Below are 17,894 nucleotides of genomic sequence, written 5' to 3' on the forward strand. Positions count from 1 at the left end.
ACAGGCCGTCAGGAACCGACACTCTGGCCTTGGGGGCCTGATCGGGGATAAGGTATCCGGGTTCTTTCGAGGACAGTGGGGTCAACAGGTATGAGCGTACAGCCTATCGAACACAGCTACAGGCCGCCGTCGGCGGTTCGGGCGGCTGCGGATCGACTGGCGCCCGAGCTTTGGGGCGAACTGCGCCGCATCGCCAGCCGCGAGCGCTTTCGGGTGCGCGCGGGCGAAACCCTGAGAACGACCGCCCTGATCAGCGAGGCCTGGCTGAAACTGCGGCGCAGCGAAGGCTGGATGGACGACGACCATTTCCTGCACGCGGCGGCCCTGGCGATGCGTCATGTGCTGGTGGACCACGCCCGTGCCCGCATGGCGGCTAAGCGCGGCAGCGGCAAGATCGACGCCCTGACCGACGATATCGAGCCCTTCTGGGAAAGCGACGACCGGCTGGTCGAACTGGATGAGGCGCTGGCCCGGCTGAACGGCCACAGCCCCCGCCTGGCCCAGGTGGTCGAGCTGCGTTTCTTCGCGGGCTACAGCGAGGAGCAGGCGGCGCGGATCATGGGCGTGACCGACCGCACCATCCGGCGCGACTGGGTCAAGGCGCGGGCCTGGCTGTTCAAGGAACTGTGCGACACGCCGCCGGAAGAGGGCGTCATTCCAATCCGTATTGCGTCCTAATCTGTTCGATGGCGCGGATCTGGGACGCGGCGGCCGGCCCGAGTGGCGTCAGGGCGGTTTGCGCCTCATCCAGCAAGGCCCGCGCTTCGACGTCACGTCCCTGGGCAGCGCGCACGCGGCCCAGACCGACGGCGGCGACACCGACGCCGGGATGTCCTGACCCCAGCGCGGCGCGCACGTCATTCAGACCGGATTCAGCCACCCGGGCCGCGTCGTCCGCGCGCCCGGCCTTGAGCAGGGCCTCGCTGAGGCCGGCGGTCGCGGAGGCGAAGTGCAGGCTTCCTGGCCCTGCCGTGGCGCGCGCCATGTCGGCGGCTTCCTGGAGGACGGGGACGGCCTCCTCGGCCCGGTCCAACTGGACCAGGGTTTTGCCGTAGTTCGACAGCAGGGCCGCCGTGGCGGCGGAGGCACCGTAATAGCGCCGGCGGATCTCCACCGCGCGCCGGAACAGGGGTTCGGCCTGCCCGGGACGTCCCGACAGCACCTCGAGCGCCGCAAGATTGTTGAGGGTGTTCAGGGCGTCCGGACTGTTCTCCAGCCCCGTCGCCCGCCACACGGCCAGAGCCGCCCGGAACGACGGCATCGCCTCCTCGGGGCGGCCTGCCGCCGTCAGCATCACGCCGAGGTCATTGTGCATGACGCCGGTTTCCCGGTCATTGGCACCGCTGATGGCGATGCGCTGGGGCAGGGCGGCCTGCAATAGGGCGACCGCCGCTTCGACGTCGCCCTGATCGCGCAGCACGCGGGCCTCGACCAGCCGGCTTGCGACGATCTCAGAGCGCCAGCGGACGGGATCGCTGTTCCAGAAGGTCTGGGCCTGGTTCAACAGCGCGGCGGCCCGGTCCAGTTCACCCTGTCGAAGCTGGACCTGCCCCAGGTCGTAGGCCGCCGAAGCTCGCAGGGCGGGATCGACCCGGTCGGCCTCGACCAGCCGAGTCAGGATCGGCTCCGCCGCCTCATAGTCGTTGAGATAGAAATAGAGCTCGCCCAGCATTTTCAGGATCGGCCCGCCCTGTTCAGGATCAGTCTCGAACTGGGCCATGACCTGGGCCGCGGCATTGTCGAGCACCTGGGATGCGTCGGCATCGGGTCCGCCCGTTTCGGCGGCGTTGCGCAGCATGAAATAGAGGTACTGCTGGACCGCCTCGATGCGGGCCTGTTCACGCCGGGCGGCATCGCGCTCACGCTCGGCGCGGGCGGCCTGATCCAATGCCAGACCCAGGCCGACCGCCAGGCTGGCGAAGATCGCCACACCCGCCGCGATCGGCCAGCGGCGGCGGCGCAGGAAACGCCGCATGGCGTATCCTGTCTCGCCGGAACGCGCCTGGACCGGTTGCCGTTCGAGGGCGCGCTGAAGATCGGCGGCGAAGCTCTCGACCGTCGAGTAGCGCTCGCGCGGCTCCTTGCGCAGGGCCTTGGCGAGGACGGCGTCCAGATCCCGCGCAAGTCCGCGATCGCGGATGCGGGGACGGGTCACCGAAGAGACAGGCGGCGGGATGTCTTCGGCGATGCGACGCACCGCGATCGCCACGGCCTCCCCCTGGACAGGAACCGGCGCGCGGCCGCTGAGCAGCTCGTACAGGGTCGCCGCCAGACCATAGACGTCGGTCATGACGCTCGCCGTCTGGCCTTCGAGCAGTTCGGGGGCGACATATTCGATCGAGATCGGCGTCTCGGTTCGCCGGGCGTCCGGCGTTGTCATCAGCCGCGCCACGCCGAAGTCGATCAGCCGCGTGCGTCCATCCTCGGTGACCAGAATATTGGACGGCTTGATGTCGCGGTGGACCACCAACTTGGCGTTCGCGTAGGCGACGGCGTCCGCTGCCTGGAGGATCAAATGCACGCGTTGGTCGGCGGACAGGTTACGGGAAGCGGCCCAGGCGTCGACCGGCGCGCCATCGACGTATTCCATGACCATGAAGGGCCGGTTGTCCGGTCCCAGTCCGCCGTCCAGCAGACGAGCGACGCCGGGATGTTCCAGATTGGCCAGGATCTGGCGCTCGGCCTGAAACCGGGCCCAGTAGGCTGCCGGCAGCGCGCGCATGATCTTCAAGGCGCCATCCTGCTCGAACGCCCCATCGGCGCGCTGGACCCGGTAGACCTGACCCATGCCGCCCGCGCCGACGGGCGCGACGATGCGCCAGTCGCCGATGCGTGCGTCGGCTTCGAGCGTTGAAACGTCCGACGCCGGTGTTTCGAGAAACTCGCCCGACGCCTCTGCGGCGCTCAACAGACCAAGCACCTCGGCTTGCAACTCGGGCGCGTCGACAAGGGTCGCGCGGACATGGTCGACGCGCGCCTCGGGCGGTAGCTCGATCGCCTCGTCAAAGACCTGTTCAACTCGCGTCCAGTCCACCGCATCCCCCTGTTAAACGCGGACGAACGGTGTCTTCTGGCGTGGCGGGCGTCAACCCGCGCGGCTGTAAACCATGGAAATTGTTGAGCCGGGCTGGTCGTCCGCCGGAGCGACGGTGACCTGGACACTATCTCCGGCGTTGTCGCCGGACGCTGCGCTGAGACTCAGGGCTCCGCTGATGCGGGTCTCGCTGCGTTCGGTCAGGCCGGAGGCGTCGAACCGCTCACGGTAGAAGCGGGCGACGGTTTCAACATCAGCATCCGACCGCATGACGACCATGCCGCCGGAACTGGCACCGCCCTCGCCGGAGGACGTTCCCTCCATCACATTCTCGATTGCGGCTCCTGGATAGATCGGCGCATGGGCCGGCAGGTTTGAGGGCGCACGCAGCCGCTCCCCCGACTGGATCGTGACCGCATCGCCCGTCGCTGGGTCGCGGATGGTCCGCTCCTGCCGGTCGCCGCAGCCGGCGGTCAGGACCAGGGCGGTTGTGGCCAAGGCTGTGATCGTGGTTCGCATTTTGGGTCTCCTGCCGGTGTCACTGGGAGAACGCAATCAACGCCGGATACCGGACAGACCCGCGCCCGGTCAGCATGAGGGAAGCCGGGGCGGGGACCGTATGACTTAGGGTTCCAGCAGGAGAACGACATGATAAACCGCCGCCTCGCCCTCTCCTCCGTCCTGGCCTTGTCGGTCATCGGCGTCGCCGCACCCGCCAGCGCCCATGCGCGCCTTGTCAGCTCGACGCCGGCGCGCGATGCCCAGGTGGCCAGCCCCGCTTCTCTGCGATTGACCTTCAGCGAGCGAGCTGTGCCGGCCTTCTCGACCCTTGAGATCGCCGACAGCCAGGGACGCGCCGTTCCGGTGCGGGTGACGGTTTCGGAAGACGGCCTGACCCTGACCGGCGTTCCCGGTCGTCGCCTGGCAGCGGGCCTGCATACCGTGACCTGGCGGATCGCCACCTCGGACGGTCACCGCATGACGGGTTCCTATACCTTCACGGTTGGATAGCGGGTGATGGAGGGGGCTGTCATCATCCTGCGCTGGCTGCAGTTCGCCGGCGCGGCGGGCTTGTTCGGGCTTTCGCTGTTCCAGCTCTATTCGCCGGCCTCCGCCGCGCGGGTCGGTCGACGCGGTACGCTGGTGCTGACCGCGAGCTGCCTGATCGTGCTGGCTTCGCTGGGCGGCCTTGTCGCCCAGACGGCGGTGATGGCGGGGGGGCTGGCGGCAGCCCTGGACCCGACGGCGTTGTCGATGGTCACATTCCAGATGGGACTGGGTCAGGCTCACCTGGCGCGAGCGGCGCTCGGACTGGCGGCCTTCAGCCTGATTCTCGCCGGCGTTCGTGGACGCTTGCTCTGGTGGGGCCTAGCCGGCCTCGGCCTCGGGGTGTGCGCGACCTTCGCCTGGAGCGGGCACGCCGCGGCGACAGAGGGCGCTTTGGGCCTTCCGCATCGCCTGAGCGACGTCGTTCACGTTGTGGCGGCCGGTGCCTGGATCGGTGCTCTGATTGGCTTTCTCACGCTGGTCGGGCGGGGCGCTGGAACAGATCGGCAAACGCTCTACCGGGCGCTAGCCGAATTCGCGGGTATTGGGACGCTGGCGGTGGCGGCCTTGACGGTGACGGGATTGATCAATGCCTGGGTGCTGATCGGGCCGGCTGCGCTGCCGACGGCGCTGGGCACGGCCTACGGCGTGCTTCTGGCGATCAAGCTCGTCGTCTTTGCCGGGATGCTCGGGCTGGCGGCGGCTAACCGGTTCCAGCTGACGCCCGCGCTAGGTCGGGCCGAAGACGACGCGGCGATGCTGGTGGCGGTTGATCGCCTCCGCCAGAGCCTGATCCTGGAGACGACGCTGGGCCTGCTCGTTCTGGCGCTGGTGGCGGCGCTCGGAACCCTCGCGCCGCCGGTCGCCCTGATCTAGCCGGCGGCGCGCGACGACCAGTGGATGTGGTGGATCATCCAGGTTTCGCCATGACGGACCAGCACCATCGTCTCGACCGTCAGGCGATCGATGGCCCGACCATTGTACTCGCCGGTGACGCGGCCTTCGCTCGAGATCCAGGCGACGTCGCCCATGACGTGACCGGCGCGGCGGGTGACGGTCGATGGCACGGCTGCCGAGAAGGCGGCGTCCGACCCCAGATGGTGGCCTGCATACTCGTCACGCGACCGCTCGGCTCCGCCGGTTTCGAAGATCAGCACGTCCGACGACAGCAGGGCCAGGGCACCGTCCGTATTCCCGGACGCGAGCGCGGCGTGGAAGGCATCGACGACGCTAGCGGCCGAGGCGGCATCGGCGGACAATTCGGTGGGGGCGTCGGCGTGGTGGCCGTGATGGTCCTGTGCCAGGGCGGCACCGGCGGGGGCGGCGATCAGGGCGAGGCTGAGAAGGGCGGATCGAATCATTCATGTCTCCCGGCCGCGACACGCGGCGTCAGGAGATTTTACGCGGCTGGACCGAGCGCCCCTCGCGAGGGAGAGTGAGCGCGCGTGCGTATTTCCCTTTCGCGAAAGGACCCTGCCATGACGACAGACATCGATGACCTGATCCGAGAGGGATCGACGGGGCTGTCTCCCGATGGCCTTGGGGCGCTGGAGGCCGCCGTTTGGCAAAGGGTCAACCGTCACCACGCCCGCGCGACCGCCGGTCGGCTGCAGGCGGGTGCCCTGGTCATTGCCCTGATGGTCGGCGCGGTCGGCGGCGGCGTGATGGTGCGCGACGAGCCGCACGCGGATGCGGAATTGCACGTTCTGACGGTCGAAGCCGGACTTTCGCCGTTCGGCCTGACCGGAGATGTCGGATGACGCCGTCCCTGAGGGCGCTGGTGGTAACGGCCGTGGTGGCCGCCATCGCGGGCGGACTGGCTTGCTGGGGTACGGCGACATGGTTGAGGCACGAGCGCGCGGAGCCGAGCCTGCATGACGTCGTCCATCAGCGACTGGACCTGACGCCGCAACAGATGCAGCGGATCGACGCTCTTGAGGCGGGTTTTGCCGCCGAACGGGTCGGCCTTGAAGGGGAACTTCGACAGGCCAATCGGGAACTGATCGAGGCGATCGGTGCCAATGAGGGCGATACGCCCGAGGTTCAGGCCGCCGTCGATCATTTCCATGTGGCCATGGGTGACCTGCAGAAGGCGACGCTGGGCCATGTATTCGAGATGCGCGCCGTGCTCGACCCCGAGCAGGCCGAGACTTTCGATGAGGCCATTGTCGAGACCCTCAGGGCCCGCGGCGACTAGGGGTGGGCTCCGACACCCCGGAGCAGCGGGCGGCGCGGGGCGACCCGGACGCTTTCACCGCCTTGATGACGGCCACCAAGGCCGATCTGTACCGCTTTGTGCGCCGTTATGTCGGCGACGAGGACGAAGCACTGGATCTCGTCCAGGAGGCCTATGCCGCCGCCTGGCTGGGAATCCGGCGATATGATCCGACACGTCCGTTCGAGGCCTGGTTGAGGACCATCACCCTGAACAAGTGCCGTGACTGGAGCCGTCGACGCCGAGTGCGGCGGCTGGTGCGCGGTGTGGTTGGGCTGGATGCGCCCGAGGCCGTTCGTGTCGCCGACCCCTCACCCGGCGTCGAGGCTCAGGCCGAGGATCGCCGCCGCATCGCGGAGCTGTCGCGGGCGTTGGACGCCCTGCCGCATGGGCTGAGGGCTCCGCTGCTGCTGGCGACCCTCGAGGGGCGCTCGCAGACTGAGATCGGTCGAATTATGGGCCTCACGTCGAAGGCGGTCGAGCTGCGTATTGCTCGCGCACGGGCGCAGCTGCGGGCTGCGCTGGACGTGCCGGTGGAATGAGGGCAGTGGCACTGAGCCGCGTAAAGCCCAGCGAACGACAGGGGTAGACATGACTGACGTACGAACGGACCGCCGCGCCTTTCTGAGAACCGCCCTGATGGGCGGCGGTCTGCTGGCCGCGCAAGGGTTGATGCCGGCATGGGCCCAATCCGGAACAGCCGGTTTGACGGCGGGCTCGACGCCCCTGACAGGAAACGACATTCGGTTGAGCGTTGGCCACTCGCCGTTCACCCTCGGCGGACACACTGGCCATGCGGTAACGGTCAACGGAGTCCTGCCGGCACCGCTGATCCGACTGCGTGAGGGCCAGCACGCGCGACTGTCGGTGAGCAATACGCTTGACGAGGAAACCTCGGTTCACTGGCACGGGTTGTTGGTGCCGTTCCAGATGGACGGGGTGCCGGGCGTCAGCTTCCCCGGGATTGGTCCAGGTCAGACGTTTGTCTATGAGTTCCCCGTCCGCCAGTCGGGCACCTATTGGTACCATAGCCACTCCGGTCTGCAGGAGGCGATGGGCCACTACGGGCCGATCATCATCGATCCGGCCGACGCTGATCCGGTGGCCTATGACCGCGAGCATGTTCTGATGCTTGCGGACTGGAGTTTCATCCATCCGCATGAACTGCTCGAACGACTGAAGAAGAGCCCCGGCTACTTCAACTACAACCGCACGACGGTCGCGGGTCTGCTCTCCGGTGAAGACGGCGTGAGCCTCGAAGAGCGTCAGATGTGGGCCGGGATGCGTATGGACCCCCGCGACATCCTGGACGTGAACGGATCCGTCTACACCTATCTGATCAACGGTCACGGCCCGACGGAAAGCTGGACCGGACTTTTCCGGCCCGGCGAGCGCGTGCGCCTGCGCATCATCAACGCGGCGGCCATGTCGATCTTCAACTTCCGCATCCCCGGCCTGCCGATGACGGTAGTCGGCGTCGACGGCATCAATGTGCAGCCCGTAGAGACTGACGAGTTCCAGATTTCGGTTGCCGAGACCTATGACGTCATCGTCCAGCCCCGGGCGGACGCGGCCTACGCCATCGTGGCCGAGGCGATGGATCGGTCGGGCATGGCGGTCGGCATGCTGGCCCCGCGCGCCGGAATGCAGGCGGCGGTTCCACCCCTGCGCGAGGTGCCGACCCTGACCATGGCGGACATGGGCATGGGGGGTATGGGGGGTATGGATCATTCCGCCATGGGCCACGACATGGGCGGATCGTCCGGCGGCATGAACCATGGCGACATGGCCATGCGGGATCCCGAGAATGCACCGCCGAACATGGCGGTCGGCGTCGGCGTGGACATGATCGCGCCGATGCCGGCGAACCGGCTGGGCGAACGACCGTTAGGTCTGGAGGACGTTCCGCACCGGGTGCTGGTCTATACCGATCTGGTGGCGCTGGAGGCCAATCCCGATGCGCGTCCGCCGACCCGGAGTCTCGAAATCCATCTGACCGGCAATATGGAACGGTTCATGTGGGGCTTTGACGGACGCCGGTTCTCCGAGCTGGTCGAGCCGATCCGCTTCGCCCGAAATGAGCGAGTCCGGGTGACGCTGGTGAACGACACCATGATGGCCCACCCGATCCACCTGCATGGGCATTTCTTTGAGCTGGTCACGGGCGCTCCGGCGGACCGCCAGCCCTGGAAACACACCGTCAACGTCGCTCCGGGCTCGCAGGTCAGCTTCGACCTGACGGCGTCCGAGCCGGGGGACTGGGCCTTCCACTGTCACCTGTTGATGCACATGCACGCAGGGATGTTCAATGTCGTCACTGTGCGACCGCTAGACGGAGGCGCAGCATGACCCGGTTCTTGATGCTGCTCGCCGCGCTGATGCTCCTGGCCACGCCGGTCGCCGCCCAGGACAGCCACGCCGGGCACGGTGCCCAGCCGGATCCCCACGCGGGTCACCAGATGACGTCTCAGCCGGCCGCCGATGCGCATGCCGGTCACCAGATGACGCCGCCGGCCGAGGCCGATGGGCATGCCGGCCACGACATGGCCATGGGCGAGCAGCCCTGCGCCTGTCCTTGCTGCCAGATGATGCAGTCGGCCGTCGATGCGCGCGCGGGTCACGACATGGCTCAGGACGCCTGTTCCTGCGCCTGCTGCGACAGGATGCAGTCGGATGCCGATCCGCACGCGGGTCACCAGATGACGCCGCCGGTTGAGGCCAGCGTGGCCGCAGGTCAAGACACGGGTGCGGAATCCTGTTCCTGTACCTGCTGCGCGATGATGCAGCCGGCTGCCGATCCGCATGCCGGTCACGACATGGGCCAGATGGCTGACCCTCACGCAGGACATCGGACGGCACCTCCTGTGGCGACCGATCCGCATGCGGGCCACACCATGAGTCCGGCCAATGATCCGCATGCCGGCCACGCGATGGGGCCGCCGGATACGCCCACCGGTGCCGATAATCCCGGTCGCCCGGCTCAAACGCCGCCGCCGCCGGAGGCCTTCACCGGCCCGGCCCATGCGGCCGACACCATCTTCGGTACCGAGGTCATGGCACCGTTGCGCGAGCAGGTGCGCCGCGAAGTCGGAGAGATGATCACGACCAGCATCTTCCTTGATCGACTCGAGGCGGGCATTGGCGACGACGACACCGCCTGGCTGTGGGATGCCTCAGGCTGGATCGGCGGCGACGTCAACCGCTTCTACTGGAAGTCTGAAGGCGAGGGAGATTCCGACGCCGGCCTCGAGTCAGTCGAGGTCCAGGCGCTCTATAGCCGGGCCATCCGGCCCTACTGGGACCTGCAGGTTGGGGTTCGCCAGGACTTCGTCGACGATGGCGACGATACGACCCATCTGGCCGTCGGTATTCAGGGTCTGGCACCCGGCTTCTGGGAAGTAGACGCAGCCGCCTTCCTCTCGACAGAGGGCGACCTGACCGCGCGGGTCGAGGCCGAATGGGACGTGCGCCTGACGCAACGTCTGATCCTGCAGCCGCGTGCCGAAGTCGACCTGTCGGCCAGCGAGGATGCGGCGCGTGGGCTGGCGAGCGGCTTCACCGGTGTCGAGGCAGGCTTGCGCCTTCGCTACGAAATTCGCCGCGAGTTCGCGCCGTATGTCGGGGTGGAATGGCGTTCCGCCCTGGGCGGCACCGCCGATCTGGCCCGCGCCAGCGGCCATCCCGTCGAAGAGACCCGTTTCCTGATCGGCCTAAGGGCCTGGTACTAGAGAGAGACCTGAGCATGTTTCGCTATCTGATCGTCGCCGGAGCCCTGGCCCTGGCCACCCCCGCCCTGGCCCAGGATCCGCACGGTGCCCACGCCGGTATGACCCCGACGGCCCAGCCGGCCATGGACCACAACCAGCACGCCGGGCACGCGGGCATGGACCACAGCCAGCATGGCGGCCAGCCGATGATGGATCATGGCGGCCAGGACGGCCACGCCGGTCACGGGGACCACTCGAACCATGCCGGGATGGACCACAGCCAGCACGCCGGTCATGGCGGCGGTATGGTCACGGTTCCGGCTGATGGGGCCATGCTGATGGGGCCGCCTGCCGAGTTCTCGATCACCTTCCCGCACGCGATGCGTTTGACGTCCGTGGTGCTGCGCGCGCCGGGCCTGGAAGAGCTGCGCGTCGACGTCGAGGGCAATGAGGCGTCTGCTACCCAGTCTGTCGCCCTGCCGACCCTGGCACCCGCGACCTATGCTGTGACCTGGTCCGCCCAGGGCGCTGACGGCCACACCATGACCGGCGCCATCAGCTTCATGGTGCATTGAGCGCCTGGAAGAATGGTGCCGCCTAGGTGACTCGAACACCTGACCTACGCATTACGAATGCATTTTGTCGATTTAAGATGTTGATTTTAAATATGAAAATAGCCGATTGGGTCGGAAAATTCCACTGCCCTAGTGAGCGGATGTGGCTGGCAATTTCGGCCCTGATCGAGTAGAATTCCAAATGTCACTGGCCTCTTCGGCCTCGACCAATCCTCACATTCAAATTCCATTTTTGGGTTGTTCACGGTCGACCACATCCCGTGTGTCCGTCGCCCAATTTTCCATTCCCATTCATGCCGTCCCGTCCCCATCCTGCCGCCCGCATTCCGGGTTGGCGCTCCCGCTATCAGAGAGATGATCGACACCTCCGCTTTCCAGAATTGGAGCGGGTCATTTCTGGCTGCCCAGATCGCTACTTCATCACGCTCACGAGTAAGCGGGACATGGACAGCATGATAATGTCCCCTGAGGTCGGGCGGATGATGCAGAAGGTCAACACCCAGCTTTTGGGCATGGCCTTCAAGCGCCGAGGGCTTCGGCTCGCCACCCTAGCTGTGCAAGAAAAGACCTATGCCGAGGGCCTCCACACCCACATGCTCGTCGGTGTTCCAGAGGACGCTTTGACTGCCAAGGCCTTGAAGTGTCCGACGCCGGTTCCGGACCTCATCATCAGGACCTGGGTCAACCAAGATCCTGAAACCCGTCGAGCCGATGCTCAGGATGCTCGGGACATCGACGATTTCGCTAGCGTTCGACGCTACATATACAAGGGCATCCGGTTCTTTGAGGACCTCGACAACGTCGACCTCAATAACACCCGGTTCTGACCCCGACCGAGCAGCTGCCCCGGCCAACGCCGGGATAATCCATAAACTCGCAGGCAGCTGTGCTCCCGCCCCTTTTAGGCTTACCCACTTGGCCGTTCCGACCCGAACCGCCTTGATTACGGAGTATTGTCCGAGCTTGCCTAGCAGCTTCAGGCATTCGGACCCACCAAAGGGATCTTCAAACAGGACGAAAAGAAGGAGGCTAATGACGTGCTCCTTTGCCCGCCATTAGCCTCGTCAGAGCCCCGACAAAGCGGACTAGCTCCGATTGATCGTCATCAACCAGGTACGCAGGCCTACAAAGGCCCGAGCACCGGTGGTCACGATGGCCTTGAGAGTCTCCCAGGCCGTCACGACAACGATGACGGTCATCCCGAGAACACCGGCTTGGACGACATCGTCGAGCGCGAAAAACGTCCTTGCCGCCTCCCAGAGGCCATTCTGAAGATTGAGCGTCTTGATCAGAGCGCCCAAAAGCACCAAATCAAAAATCCGGCGTATGACTGACATAGCTGGTCTCCTTTCCCCGTCGTGTGGGGCAGGCCCGGCGTATCAGAATAGCTCAATTAATCAGCAACTTAAGTAGTTGCTTGGTGGTGCCATCGCCACAACTTCTTTCGCGCGATTGAGTGCGTATACCGGCGAAATGTTTTGGTCGATCCAATGTCTTTCTAACCAGCACCGTTAGGATGCGGGTAGATCGCTAACCTTTTGCGCTTTCGTCGAAGCTCCGTGCGCGGACATAGCGGATCGCTCTAATCGAACCTGACGGTAACCGCTCTCTGCAATTCAATGGAGCCGTTGCAAAACGTTGCTCCCCGTGCCGCTTTGTGTACTGCTACAGGTAGGGGGGCTTATGACGCTTTCGCTCGGCGCATCTCATTTCTTGGAAGTCTGCGCCGAACTGGGCGCTCCGACCCTTAGTGCCGTGACAGCTAGGCTTCGCGCCCATCTCAGGGCTAAGTACGGGGAAGGATCTAGTGAGTATCAGCGACATTATGCGAATATTTACAACTACATAAAGGGCAATACGCAGGATTATCAGAATCCTGCTGTCGGCGAAAATCTGAACTCCTTCATCTGTGAGCTAGGCTTTCAGAGGGAGTATGATCGACCGCCCAAGGAGTTCGAGTTCCGCTTCGACGGACCCCACGGAAATTACGTCGGCCGCTTTGTCGAAAAGGCACGCCAGAAATATGGAGTCCAGGAGCGCTTTGTTGACAGCTACGTGATGATGCGACTAAGCGCAAAAGCTCTCGATAGCCAATGCCCCGTGCTTGAAGACGATGACTTCTACGACCTCACGATTTCCAAAGACGGCGACAAAAGCCTGGCGTTCACTTTCAGGGGCCGGCTGAAAAACAAGACTTCTTGTTTTATGGGACATGCGGTCCACAGCCGATGCCTTTACTTGATAGGCGTGGGAGACAAGCTTGAAGATGCAGCACTCTTCATCCTAGATACACCAGAAGATCATCGGCTACTCCTTGGGACTCAGATGCTGCGGTTGCCCCCCCGGACCGATGATGGCATTCGTCTCCCGCCTGTCGTCGTCGCTAGGAAAGTGGCAGCGATCCGTCATCGATACGTGGACGATAAGTCGCTCAAGCAGCAGGCGATGGACTGGCTACTCAAGCCGTCTCATTCCGGACTCGTGGTCGATTTTAACCTAGACGACGGGTCCGGCGAGGTTAGCTGAGCGAAACGCCTGCCTCGACGTGCCCGCGGCAGCATTTCCCCCCGCTGCAAGAAGCAGCACTGGCTCCAGAGCCAGCACTAGGCCAAATATCGCTAAGCGGATCAGAAAACACTGACCTTAGCGCTGGCAAGGTACGCTGCCGGTACGCTTGAGTTATCTGCTCGCTCGGCTCGTCACCTCCACGATCGTGATGCACGTACGTCCCATGCACTTGCATGCACATCTCGCTGTAGTCGCGCGTGAAGAGGATATGCTCGTGCCAAAATACGTCGACATCCCCATCCATCCCAAACGTTTCATTGGGCTGGAGCAGGAGTAGCGCGAGGTACTTCTTGTATTCCCGCTCTACCGCGAAGGCGTGGGCTTCATCCCATCGTGCGGTTTTCGCGGCGGCCCGACGAACAGCCGTCATGTCCCAAGAGCCCAATACATCGAGACGCCGGAGTACAGTCTGAGAGACACCAGCTCGACCGTGCGAAGATAGCGTGATTGGATGCATGTGGTTCGTCCATCGGGAGCAATAGCTAAGCACGGTAAGTTCGGCATGCAAGCGATACGTAGTGCCGTGACGATTGTCGGTTAAGTCCCGCTCCGCTCACTCAAACATAAGCACGGAAAGAATGGTGCCGCCTAGGTGACTCGAACACCTGACCTACGCATTACGAATGCGCCGCTCTACCGGCTGAGCTAAGGCGGCCCATGAGGGCGAAAACGGCGGGGCCGTTCCGGCAGGCGGGCTAGATACCCAAGGAAGAGGCCGCTGCCAAGGGGCTCAACGCTTGGCCCGCGGACGTCGCGCCGGGCGGGGCGGGGCGAGAGGTGTTGGTTCCGCTGCGGGCGGCTCGTCGCCGTCATCCCAGTCGCCGGGATCGTCAGGGGCCCTCCAGACCGGTTCGTCGACCGTTTCGGGTGTGGGATCAGGGGGCGCGGTCGGCGGGGGCGGCGTGAAGTCGACAGACTGGGCGGCCTCGCGAATCGAGGCCAGTTCGGCCTCGTCGGTCCAGGCGGTGATCAAACGAACCCAGCCGCCCTGATCATAGTCAAAGGTTTCGGGCTCGCGTTGTGAATCGCGCGGCGCATCGGCGGCGCGCGCCGCCAGAGTGCGGGCATCGGCGACGCGACCATTGGCCCAGGCGGCCCGGGCCTTCAGATCGAGCAGGCGCGGCGTGTCGATGATGCCGTCCAGATCCTCAACGGCGGCGTCAATGGCGACGGCGTCCCCGTTCAGCAGGGCCTGTTCCACCGCCACGATCCGGCTTTCCGGGTGGGTGGGGCGTCGCGAAATCAGCCGCCCATAGCGTTTGGCGCGTTCAGCGGGCGTCTCGTCGGGGCGCAGATCGCGGTAGGCCACCGCCAGGGCGGGATGCGGTCGCGCCTTCCAGGCCTTGAGCAACAGAACCTCGCCGCGCCCCGGTCGCCCGGATGCGGCCTCCAGTCGGGCGGCCAGCACCGCCGCCGGCGCAAACTCCGGCGACAGGCCGGCTGCCTTGACGGCGTCTCTGGCCGGGGCTTCGGCCCCCGCCTCCATGGCCCGGACGGTCAGAAGCGCGGCGCGAGCACGGGCGGCCTTGTCGCCCGCCAGGGCGCGTTTGGCACCGGGACCCCCGAGCAGGGCCAGGGCCCCCTCCCAGTCACCGGCCTCAAGACGGTCATCGAACTGCATCCGCCAGGCCCATGCGCCGCCACGTCCCGCCACCTCACCCGCACGGGCCTGCTCCAGGGCGGCGGCGCGATCACCGGCTCGCCACGACAGACGGGCCAGTCCTTGGCGGGCGGCCCCTTGCGCGTCGGGGTAGGACAGCAAGGCTTCATAGGCGGCGCGGGCCGACGGTTCTTCGTCGGACACTTCGGCCGCCTGGGCAGCGAGCAAGCCGGTCAGGATCGGCGCGTCCTCAGCGGCACCGGTCGCGCGGCGGGCCATACGTCGGGCTTCTTCGGCCTCGCCGGAAGCCAGGGCCAGATAGCCTCGAGCCAAGGCGGTATAGGAATCTCTGCGGCGGGCATCGGCGCGAAGCCGGGCCGCTCGCTGGGGGGCCTCGCCGATCCAGATGACCAGACGCCAGAAGCCGACGGCCAGCAGGGCAAAAACGCCGACAAGCACGGCACCGGCTGCGGCCGAGGTGTCGAGCCGCCAACCCAGCCACTCAGCGGTGAGGGCACCGGGCTCGCCCGAAGCGGCGACGGCCAGCAGAGCCAGGGCCATGCCGGCCAGCAGGGCCAGGCCGACGCGGATCAAAGCGGCGCTCCGGTTTCGGCGGTGGCGGCCCCCGACAGATCGCCCAGCGCCTGGGCTCTCAGGGCGTCGATGCGGCGTTCAATCTCGACCCGGCGTTCGGCGCGCGCGGTCCATTCGGACATGGCCACGCGCGCGGGCTCAGGCAGGGACTGGAGCTGAGCCAGGGCTCCTTCGAGATCGCCCTCGCGGACACGCCTCTCAGCACGGGCCAGGATGGCATCGGGGCTCTCGCCCTCAAGATCTCCGATCCGGCGCAGGCTGAAAACCGAACGCAAAGCGCGGCCCAGCGCGGCGAAGAAACCGCCCTCGGCGTCCTGGCCGTTGGCGACCCGCGCGGCGCGCGCGGCGGCGGCGGGATACTCACCGACAAGCGAGGCCCGGGTTGGGGCCCCCTGTTCGGCCAGATCCCGAAGGGCCCGAATGCCGCGAGAGGTCGGAGCCAGGCGTTCCAGTGAGGCCAACTCGCCGGCAAACGGCGAAGACCCCTCGGCGGCGTCGGCTAGGGAGGCGGCGGCGACGGCGGCGGCGGCGGCGCGCGACATGCGGGCCTGGGAGGCTTCAAGCGCGGTGATACGATCTTCGAGTTGGAGCGGATCAACTACGACCGTTTCACCGTTTTCGGTCGGCACGGCGACGGGTTCGGGCCGGGTGGCGGCCTGGCGGCGGGCGAGCTCCAGTTCGCTTTCAAGCTGGTCGATGCGCTGGCGCATCTGCACCCGCTCCTGGCTCTCGGAGACGGGGGCGGCCGGTCCGATGGCCCGGGCCAGACGCTCGCGGAAGGCCCCGGCCCCGACGGCCACGATGACGAGAATCACGCCCACGGCGATCAGAGCCAGGATACGCGGCGGGATATTGGGCCGCTCGAGCTCGCGATGCGGCGGTTCTGGCTCGATCCGGGGCCGGTCTTCGGCAGGGTTGTCGGTCATCAGCGCGCCTTCGACAGGGTGTCGACCGCCAGCCTAACCAAGGAAGCGTCGTCAGGGAACGGGGCGACGACCAGCGATTTCATCGAACGGGTCCGCAGGGGCGCGGCACAGGCATCCGAGAGGGCCAGCCCAACGAGGTCCGACAACCGATCAGCGGCCGCCTCGGCGAGCAAATGGGCGGCTCGGGGCGAGTGGATCATCACCGCCTCCAGATCGGGGGTCGCCAGGGCGCGCAACGGGGGCACCGGAACCGTCTCATAGATGCACCGGGCGTCCAGATTGATGCCGAAAGGGGCCACCAGGCCGGGCAGGTCGGCAGCGGGTTCGGCCGGGGCTGGATAGAGAATGCGACCTTTGGCCTCTTCGATCATCAGCCGTGCCAGGGCCGCGACATCGCCGCGCGCATTATGGACCTGACGAAAGCCGATCTGGGTGAGGGCTTCAGCGGTTGCATCGCCGACGGCAAAGGCGGGCATATCCCGCTCTGGCGACAGCCCGGCGAAAATCTCGACCGCATTGGGACCGGTGAAGGCCAGGCCGGCGAACCCGCTCAGGTCGAGGGCACCAGCGACGGGCCGAACCTCCAGCAGGGGGTCAATCAAGGTGTCGAAGCCCTCAGCGGCGAGCCGCTCTGCGGTACGGTCAGCGCCAGGGCGGGTGCGGGTGATCCAGATCGTCATGCGATGAGGGCGTCACCCGCCTCGTCGCGCACGGCGTGACCAAGCTCAAGCCCCAGCAGGCGCGCATCCAGCGCATTGGCCGGACAGCTTCCTTCCCGCCGCCAACGCTGTGTGCCGTCGCTGGACAGGGCCTCAACGGCCAGTTCGAGGATGTCGCCGGAGAGGCGGGCGTGCGCGCCCATGGCGGTGCGGCAGTTGGCCTCCAGCGCGATCAGAGCGCCCCGTTCGGCGGCCACGCAGATTTCGGTCGGTCGATCCCCCAGCCCGGAAATGAAGTCGGCCCAGGGGCTGTCGGTCCGACATTGCAGCGCCAGTGCCCCCTGGCCCGGAGCCGGTGGCGCGGTCCAGGGGTCGAGGAAGCCGCGCACCCGTTCACCCAGTCCCAGGCGGTTCAGGCCTGCTGCGGCCAGCAGGATGGCGTCGAAATCGCCTTCGGCCAGCCGGCGCAATCGGGTGTCGACATTGCCGCGCAAGGGTTCGATCTGAAGGTCGGGCCGCAGGGCCAGGGCCTGAGCCTGACGGCGCAGAGAGGCGGTGCCGAGCCGGGCCCCCTCGGGCAGGGTTTCAAGGCTGTCGTATCTTTCCGAGAGAAAGGCGTCGCGCGGATCCTCGCGCGCGGGGAGGGCGACTATGGCCAGGCCTTCAGGCGGCTCGGCGGGAACGTCCTTCATGGAATGAACTGCCATGTCGATTTCGCCGTCGAACAGGGCGCGCTCGATCTCTTTGGTGAACAGCGCCTTGCCGCCGATGTCCATGAGGCGGCGGTCCTGAATGCGGTCGCCCGTCGTGATGATGAAGACCAGAGGTGCGACGAGGTCGGGAGCGTCGGCATCCCCCAGGCGGCGGGCGATCTCAGCCTGGATGTGACCCGACTGGGTCCGGGCCAGAAGTGACTGGCGGGTGCCGATACGAAGAGGCGGGGTTGGGCTCACGCTTGCGTCCGATGGA

At 66.2% G+C, this 17,894-nt stretch carries 19 protein-coding genes and 1 tRNA gene; 11 read left to right on the forward strand and 9 right to left on the reverse strand.

Going from position 1 to position 17,894, the window contains the following annotated elements; all coding sequences use genetic code 11:
• Window positions 1-90 precede the first annotated feature (90 nt).
• Window positions 91-678: a sigma-70 family RNA polymerase sigma factor gene (locus G391_RS14065; protein WP_051257186.1), complete on the forward strand. Its 588-nt coding sequence runs from the start codon at window positions 91-93 to the stop codon at window positions 676-678.
• On the opposite strand, the gene G391_RS0106345 is transcribed toward G391_RS14065, so the two are convergent.
• Both G391_RS0106345 and G391_RS0106350 read right to left on the reverse strand, forming a co-directional pair.
• Window positions 653-3,034: a tetratricopeptide repeat protein gene (locus G391_RS0106345; protein ID WP_029086774.1), complete on the reverse strand. Its 2,382-nt coding sequence runs from the start codon at window positions 3,032-3,034 to the stop codon at window positions 653-655. The genes G391_RS14065 and G391_RS0106345 overlap by 26 nt on opposite strands.
• Before the next feature lie 51 nt (window positions 3,035-3,085).
• A complete protein-coding gene (locus tag G391_RS0106350) occupies window positions 3,086-3,553 on the reverse strand; it encodes a hypothetical protein (RefSeq protein ID WP_029086775.1) in 468 nt (155 codons plus the stop codon).
• A gap of 129 nt (window positions 3,554-3,682) precedes the next feature.
• Here G391_RS0106350 and copC point away from each other — a divergent pair, with 129 nt between their 5' ends.
• Together copC and copD are read left to right on the forward strand one after the other, a co-directional pair.
• A complete protein-coding gene (gene copC, locus G391_RS0106355; RefSeq protein WP_029086776.1) occupies window positions 3,683-4,045 on the forward strand; it encodes a copper homeostasis periplasmic binding protein CopC in 363 nt (120 codons plus the stop codon).
• A gap of 6 nt (window positions 4,046-4,051) precedes the next feature.
• On the forward strand, window positions 4,052-4,957 hold the full coding sequence (gene copD / locus G391_RS0106360; protein ID WP_245572053.1) for a copper homeostasis membrane protein CopD: 906 nt from the start codon (window positions 4,052-4,054) through the stop codon (window positions 4,955-4,957).
• Here the strand turns inward: copD and G391_RS0106365 are convergent.
• Window positions 4,954-5,442: a nuclear transport factor 2 family protein gene (locus tag G391_RS0106365; protein ID WP_029086778.1), complete on the reverse strand. Its 489-nt coding sequence runs from the start codon at window positions 5,440-5,442 to the stop codon at window positions 4,954-4,956. The genes copD and G391_RS0106365 overlap by 4 nt on opposite strands.
• A gap of 117 nt (window positions 5,443-5,559) precedes the next feature.
• On the opposite strand from G391_RS0106365, the gene G391_RS0106370 reads away from it, so the two are divergent.
• The 7 genes from G391_RS0106370 to G391_RS0106400 all read left to right on the forward strand — a co-directional run bounded on the left by G391_RS0106370 (window position 5,560) and on the right by G391_RS0106400 (window position 11,405).
• Window positions 5,560-5,841 carry a hypothetical protein gene (locus G391_RS0106370; RefSeq protein ID WP_029086779.1) on the forward strand — a complete coding sequence of 94 codons (282 nt, stop codon included), beginning with the start codon at window positions 5,560-5,562 and terminating at the stop codon, window positions 5,839-5,841.
• Window positions 5,838-6,278 (forward strand): Spy/CpxP family protein refolding chaperone, encoded by a 441-nt coding sequence (locus G391_RS0106375; protein ID WP_029086780.1) that lies wholly within the window; start codon window positions 5,838-5,840, stop codon window positions 6,276-6,278. The genes G391_RS0106370 and G391_RS0106375 overlap by 4 nt, the downstream gene beginning before the upstream one ends.
• 2 nt (window positions 6,279-6,280) lie before the next feature.
• Window positions 6,281-6,838: an RNA polymerase sigma factor gene (locus tag G391_RS0106380; RefSeq protein WP_029086781.1), complete on the forward strand. Its 558-nt coding sequence runs from the start codon at window positions 6,281-6,283 to the stop codon at window positions 6,836-6,838.
• 49 nt (window positions 6,839-6,887) lie between these two features.
• Window positions 6,888-8,645, forward strand: a complete 1,758-nt coding sequence (locus tag G391_RS0106385) for a copper resistance system multicopper oxidase (protein WP_029086782.1) — start codon at window positions 6,888-6,890, stop codon at window positions 8,643-8,645.
• Window positions 8,642-10,024: a copper resistance protein B gene (locus G391_RS15140; RefSeq protein WP_029086783.1), complete on the forward strand. Its 1,383-nt coding sequence runs from the start codon at window positions 8,642-8,644 to the stop codon at window positions 10,022-10,024. Before G391_RS0106385 ends, G391_RS15140 begins: the two co-directional genes overlap by 4 nt.
• A 14-nt stretch (window positions 10,025-10,038) precedes the next feature.
• Complete coding sequence (locus tag G391_RS15415) at window positions 10,039-10,578, forward strand: copper resistance CopC family protein (protein ID WP_169719095.1); 540 nt, start codon at window positions 10,039-10,041, stop codon at window positions 10,576-10,578.
• 512 nt (window positions 10,579-11,090) lie between these two features.
• Window positions 11,091-11,405 (forward strand): hypothetical protein, encoded by a 315-nt coding sequence (locus G391_RS0106400; RefSeq protein ID WP_156893871.1) that lies wholly within the window; start codon window positions 11,091-11,093, stop codon window positions 11,403-11,405.
• Between the two features lie 258 nt (window positions 11,406-11,663).
• Here the strand turns inward: G391_RS0106400 and G391_RS0106405 are convergent, their stop codons facing one another.
• The gene (locus G391_RS0106405; protein WP_029086785.1) at window positions 11,664-11,915 is read right to left on the reverse strand and encodes a hypothetical protein; all 252 of its coding nucleotides are present in this window, start codon (window positions 11,913-11,915) and stop codon (window positions 11,664-11,666) included.
• Between the two features lie 346 nt (window positions 11,916-12,261).
• On the opposite strand from G391_RS0106405, the gene G391_RS0106410 reads away from it, so the two are divergent.
• Window positions 12,262-13,104, forward strand: coding sequence for a hypothetical protein (locus G391_RS0106410; protein WP_156893872.1), 843 nt, complete (start codon window positions 12,262-12,264; stop codon window positions 13,102-13,104).
• A gap of 621 nt (window positions 13,105-13,725) precedes the next feature.
• Here the strand turns inward: G391_RS0106410 and G391_RS0106420 are convergent.
• From G391_RS0106420 to hemC, 5 genes are all read right to left on the reverse strand, one after another.
• Window positions 13,726-13,801, reverse strand: a tRNA-Thr gene (locus G391_RS0106420).
• A gap of 75 nt (window positions 13,802-13,876) precedes the next feature.
• Window positions 13,877-15,340, reverse strand: coding sequence for a heme biosynthesis HemY N-terminal domain-containing protein (locus G391_RS14075; RefSeq protein ID WP_051257187.1), 1,464 nt, complete (start codon window positions 15,338-15,340; stop codon window positions 13,877-13,879).
• Entirely contained in the window at window positions 15,337-16,266 is a 930-nt protein-coding gene (locus G391_RS14080; protein ID WP_084169161.1) for a COG4223 family protein, read from the reverse strand. Before G391_RS14080 ends, G391_RS14075 begins: the two co-directional genes overlap by 4 nt.
• Window positions 16,266-16,946, reverse strand: coding sequence for a uroporphyrinogen-III synthase (locus G391_RS0106435; RefSeq protein WP_029086788.1), 681 nt, complete (start codon window positions 16,944-16,946; stop codon window positions 16,266-16,268). Before G391_RS0106435 ends, G391_RS14080 begins: the two co-directional genes overlap by 1 nt.
• Window positions 16,943-17,878, reverse strand: a complete 936-nt coding sequence (gene hemC / locus G391_RS0106440) for a hydroxymethylbilane synthase (protein WP_029086789.1) — start codon at window positions 17,876-17,878, stop codon at window positions 16,943-16,945. The genes G391_RS0106435 and hemC overlap by 4 nt, the downstream gene beginning before the upstream one ends.
• Window positions 17,879-17,894 lie beyond the last annotated feature (16 nt).

The sequence above is a fragment of the Brevundimonas aveniformis DSM 17977 genome (assembly GCF_000428765.1).
GTDB lineage: Bacteria > Pseudomonadota > Alphaproteobacteria > Caulobacterales > Caulobacteraceae > Brevundimonas > Brevundimonas aveniformis.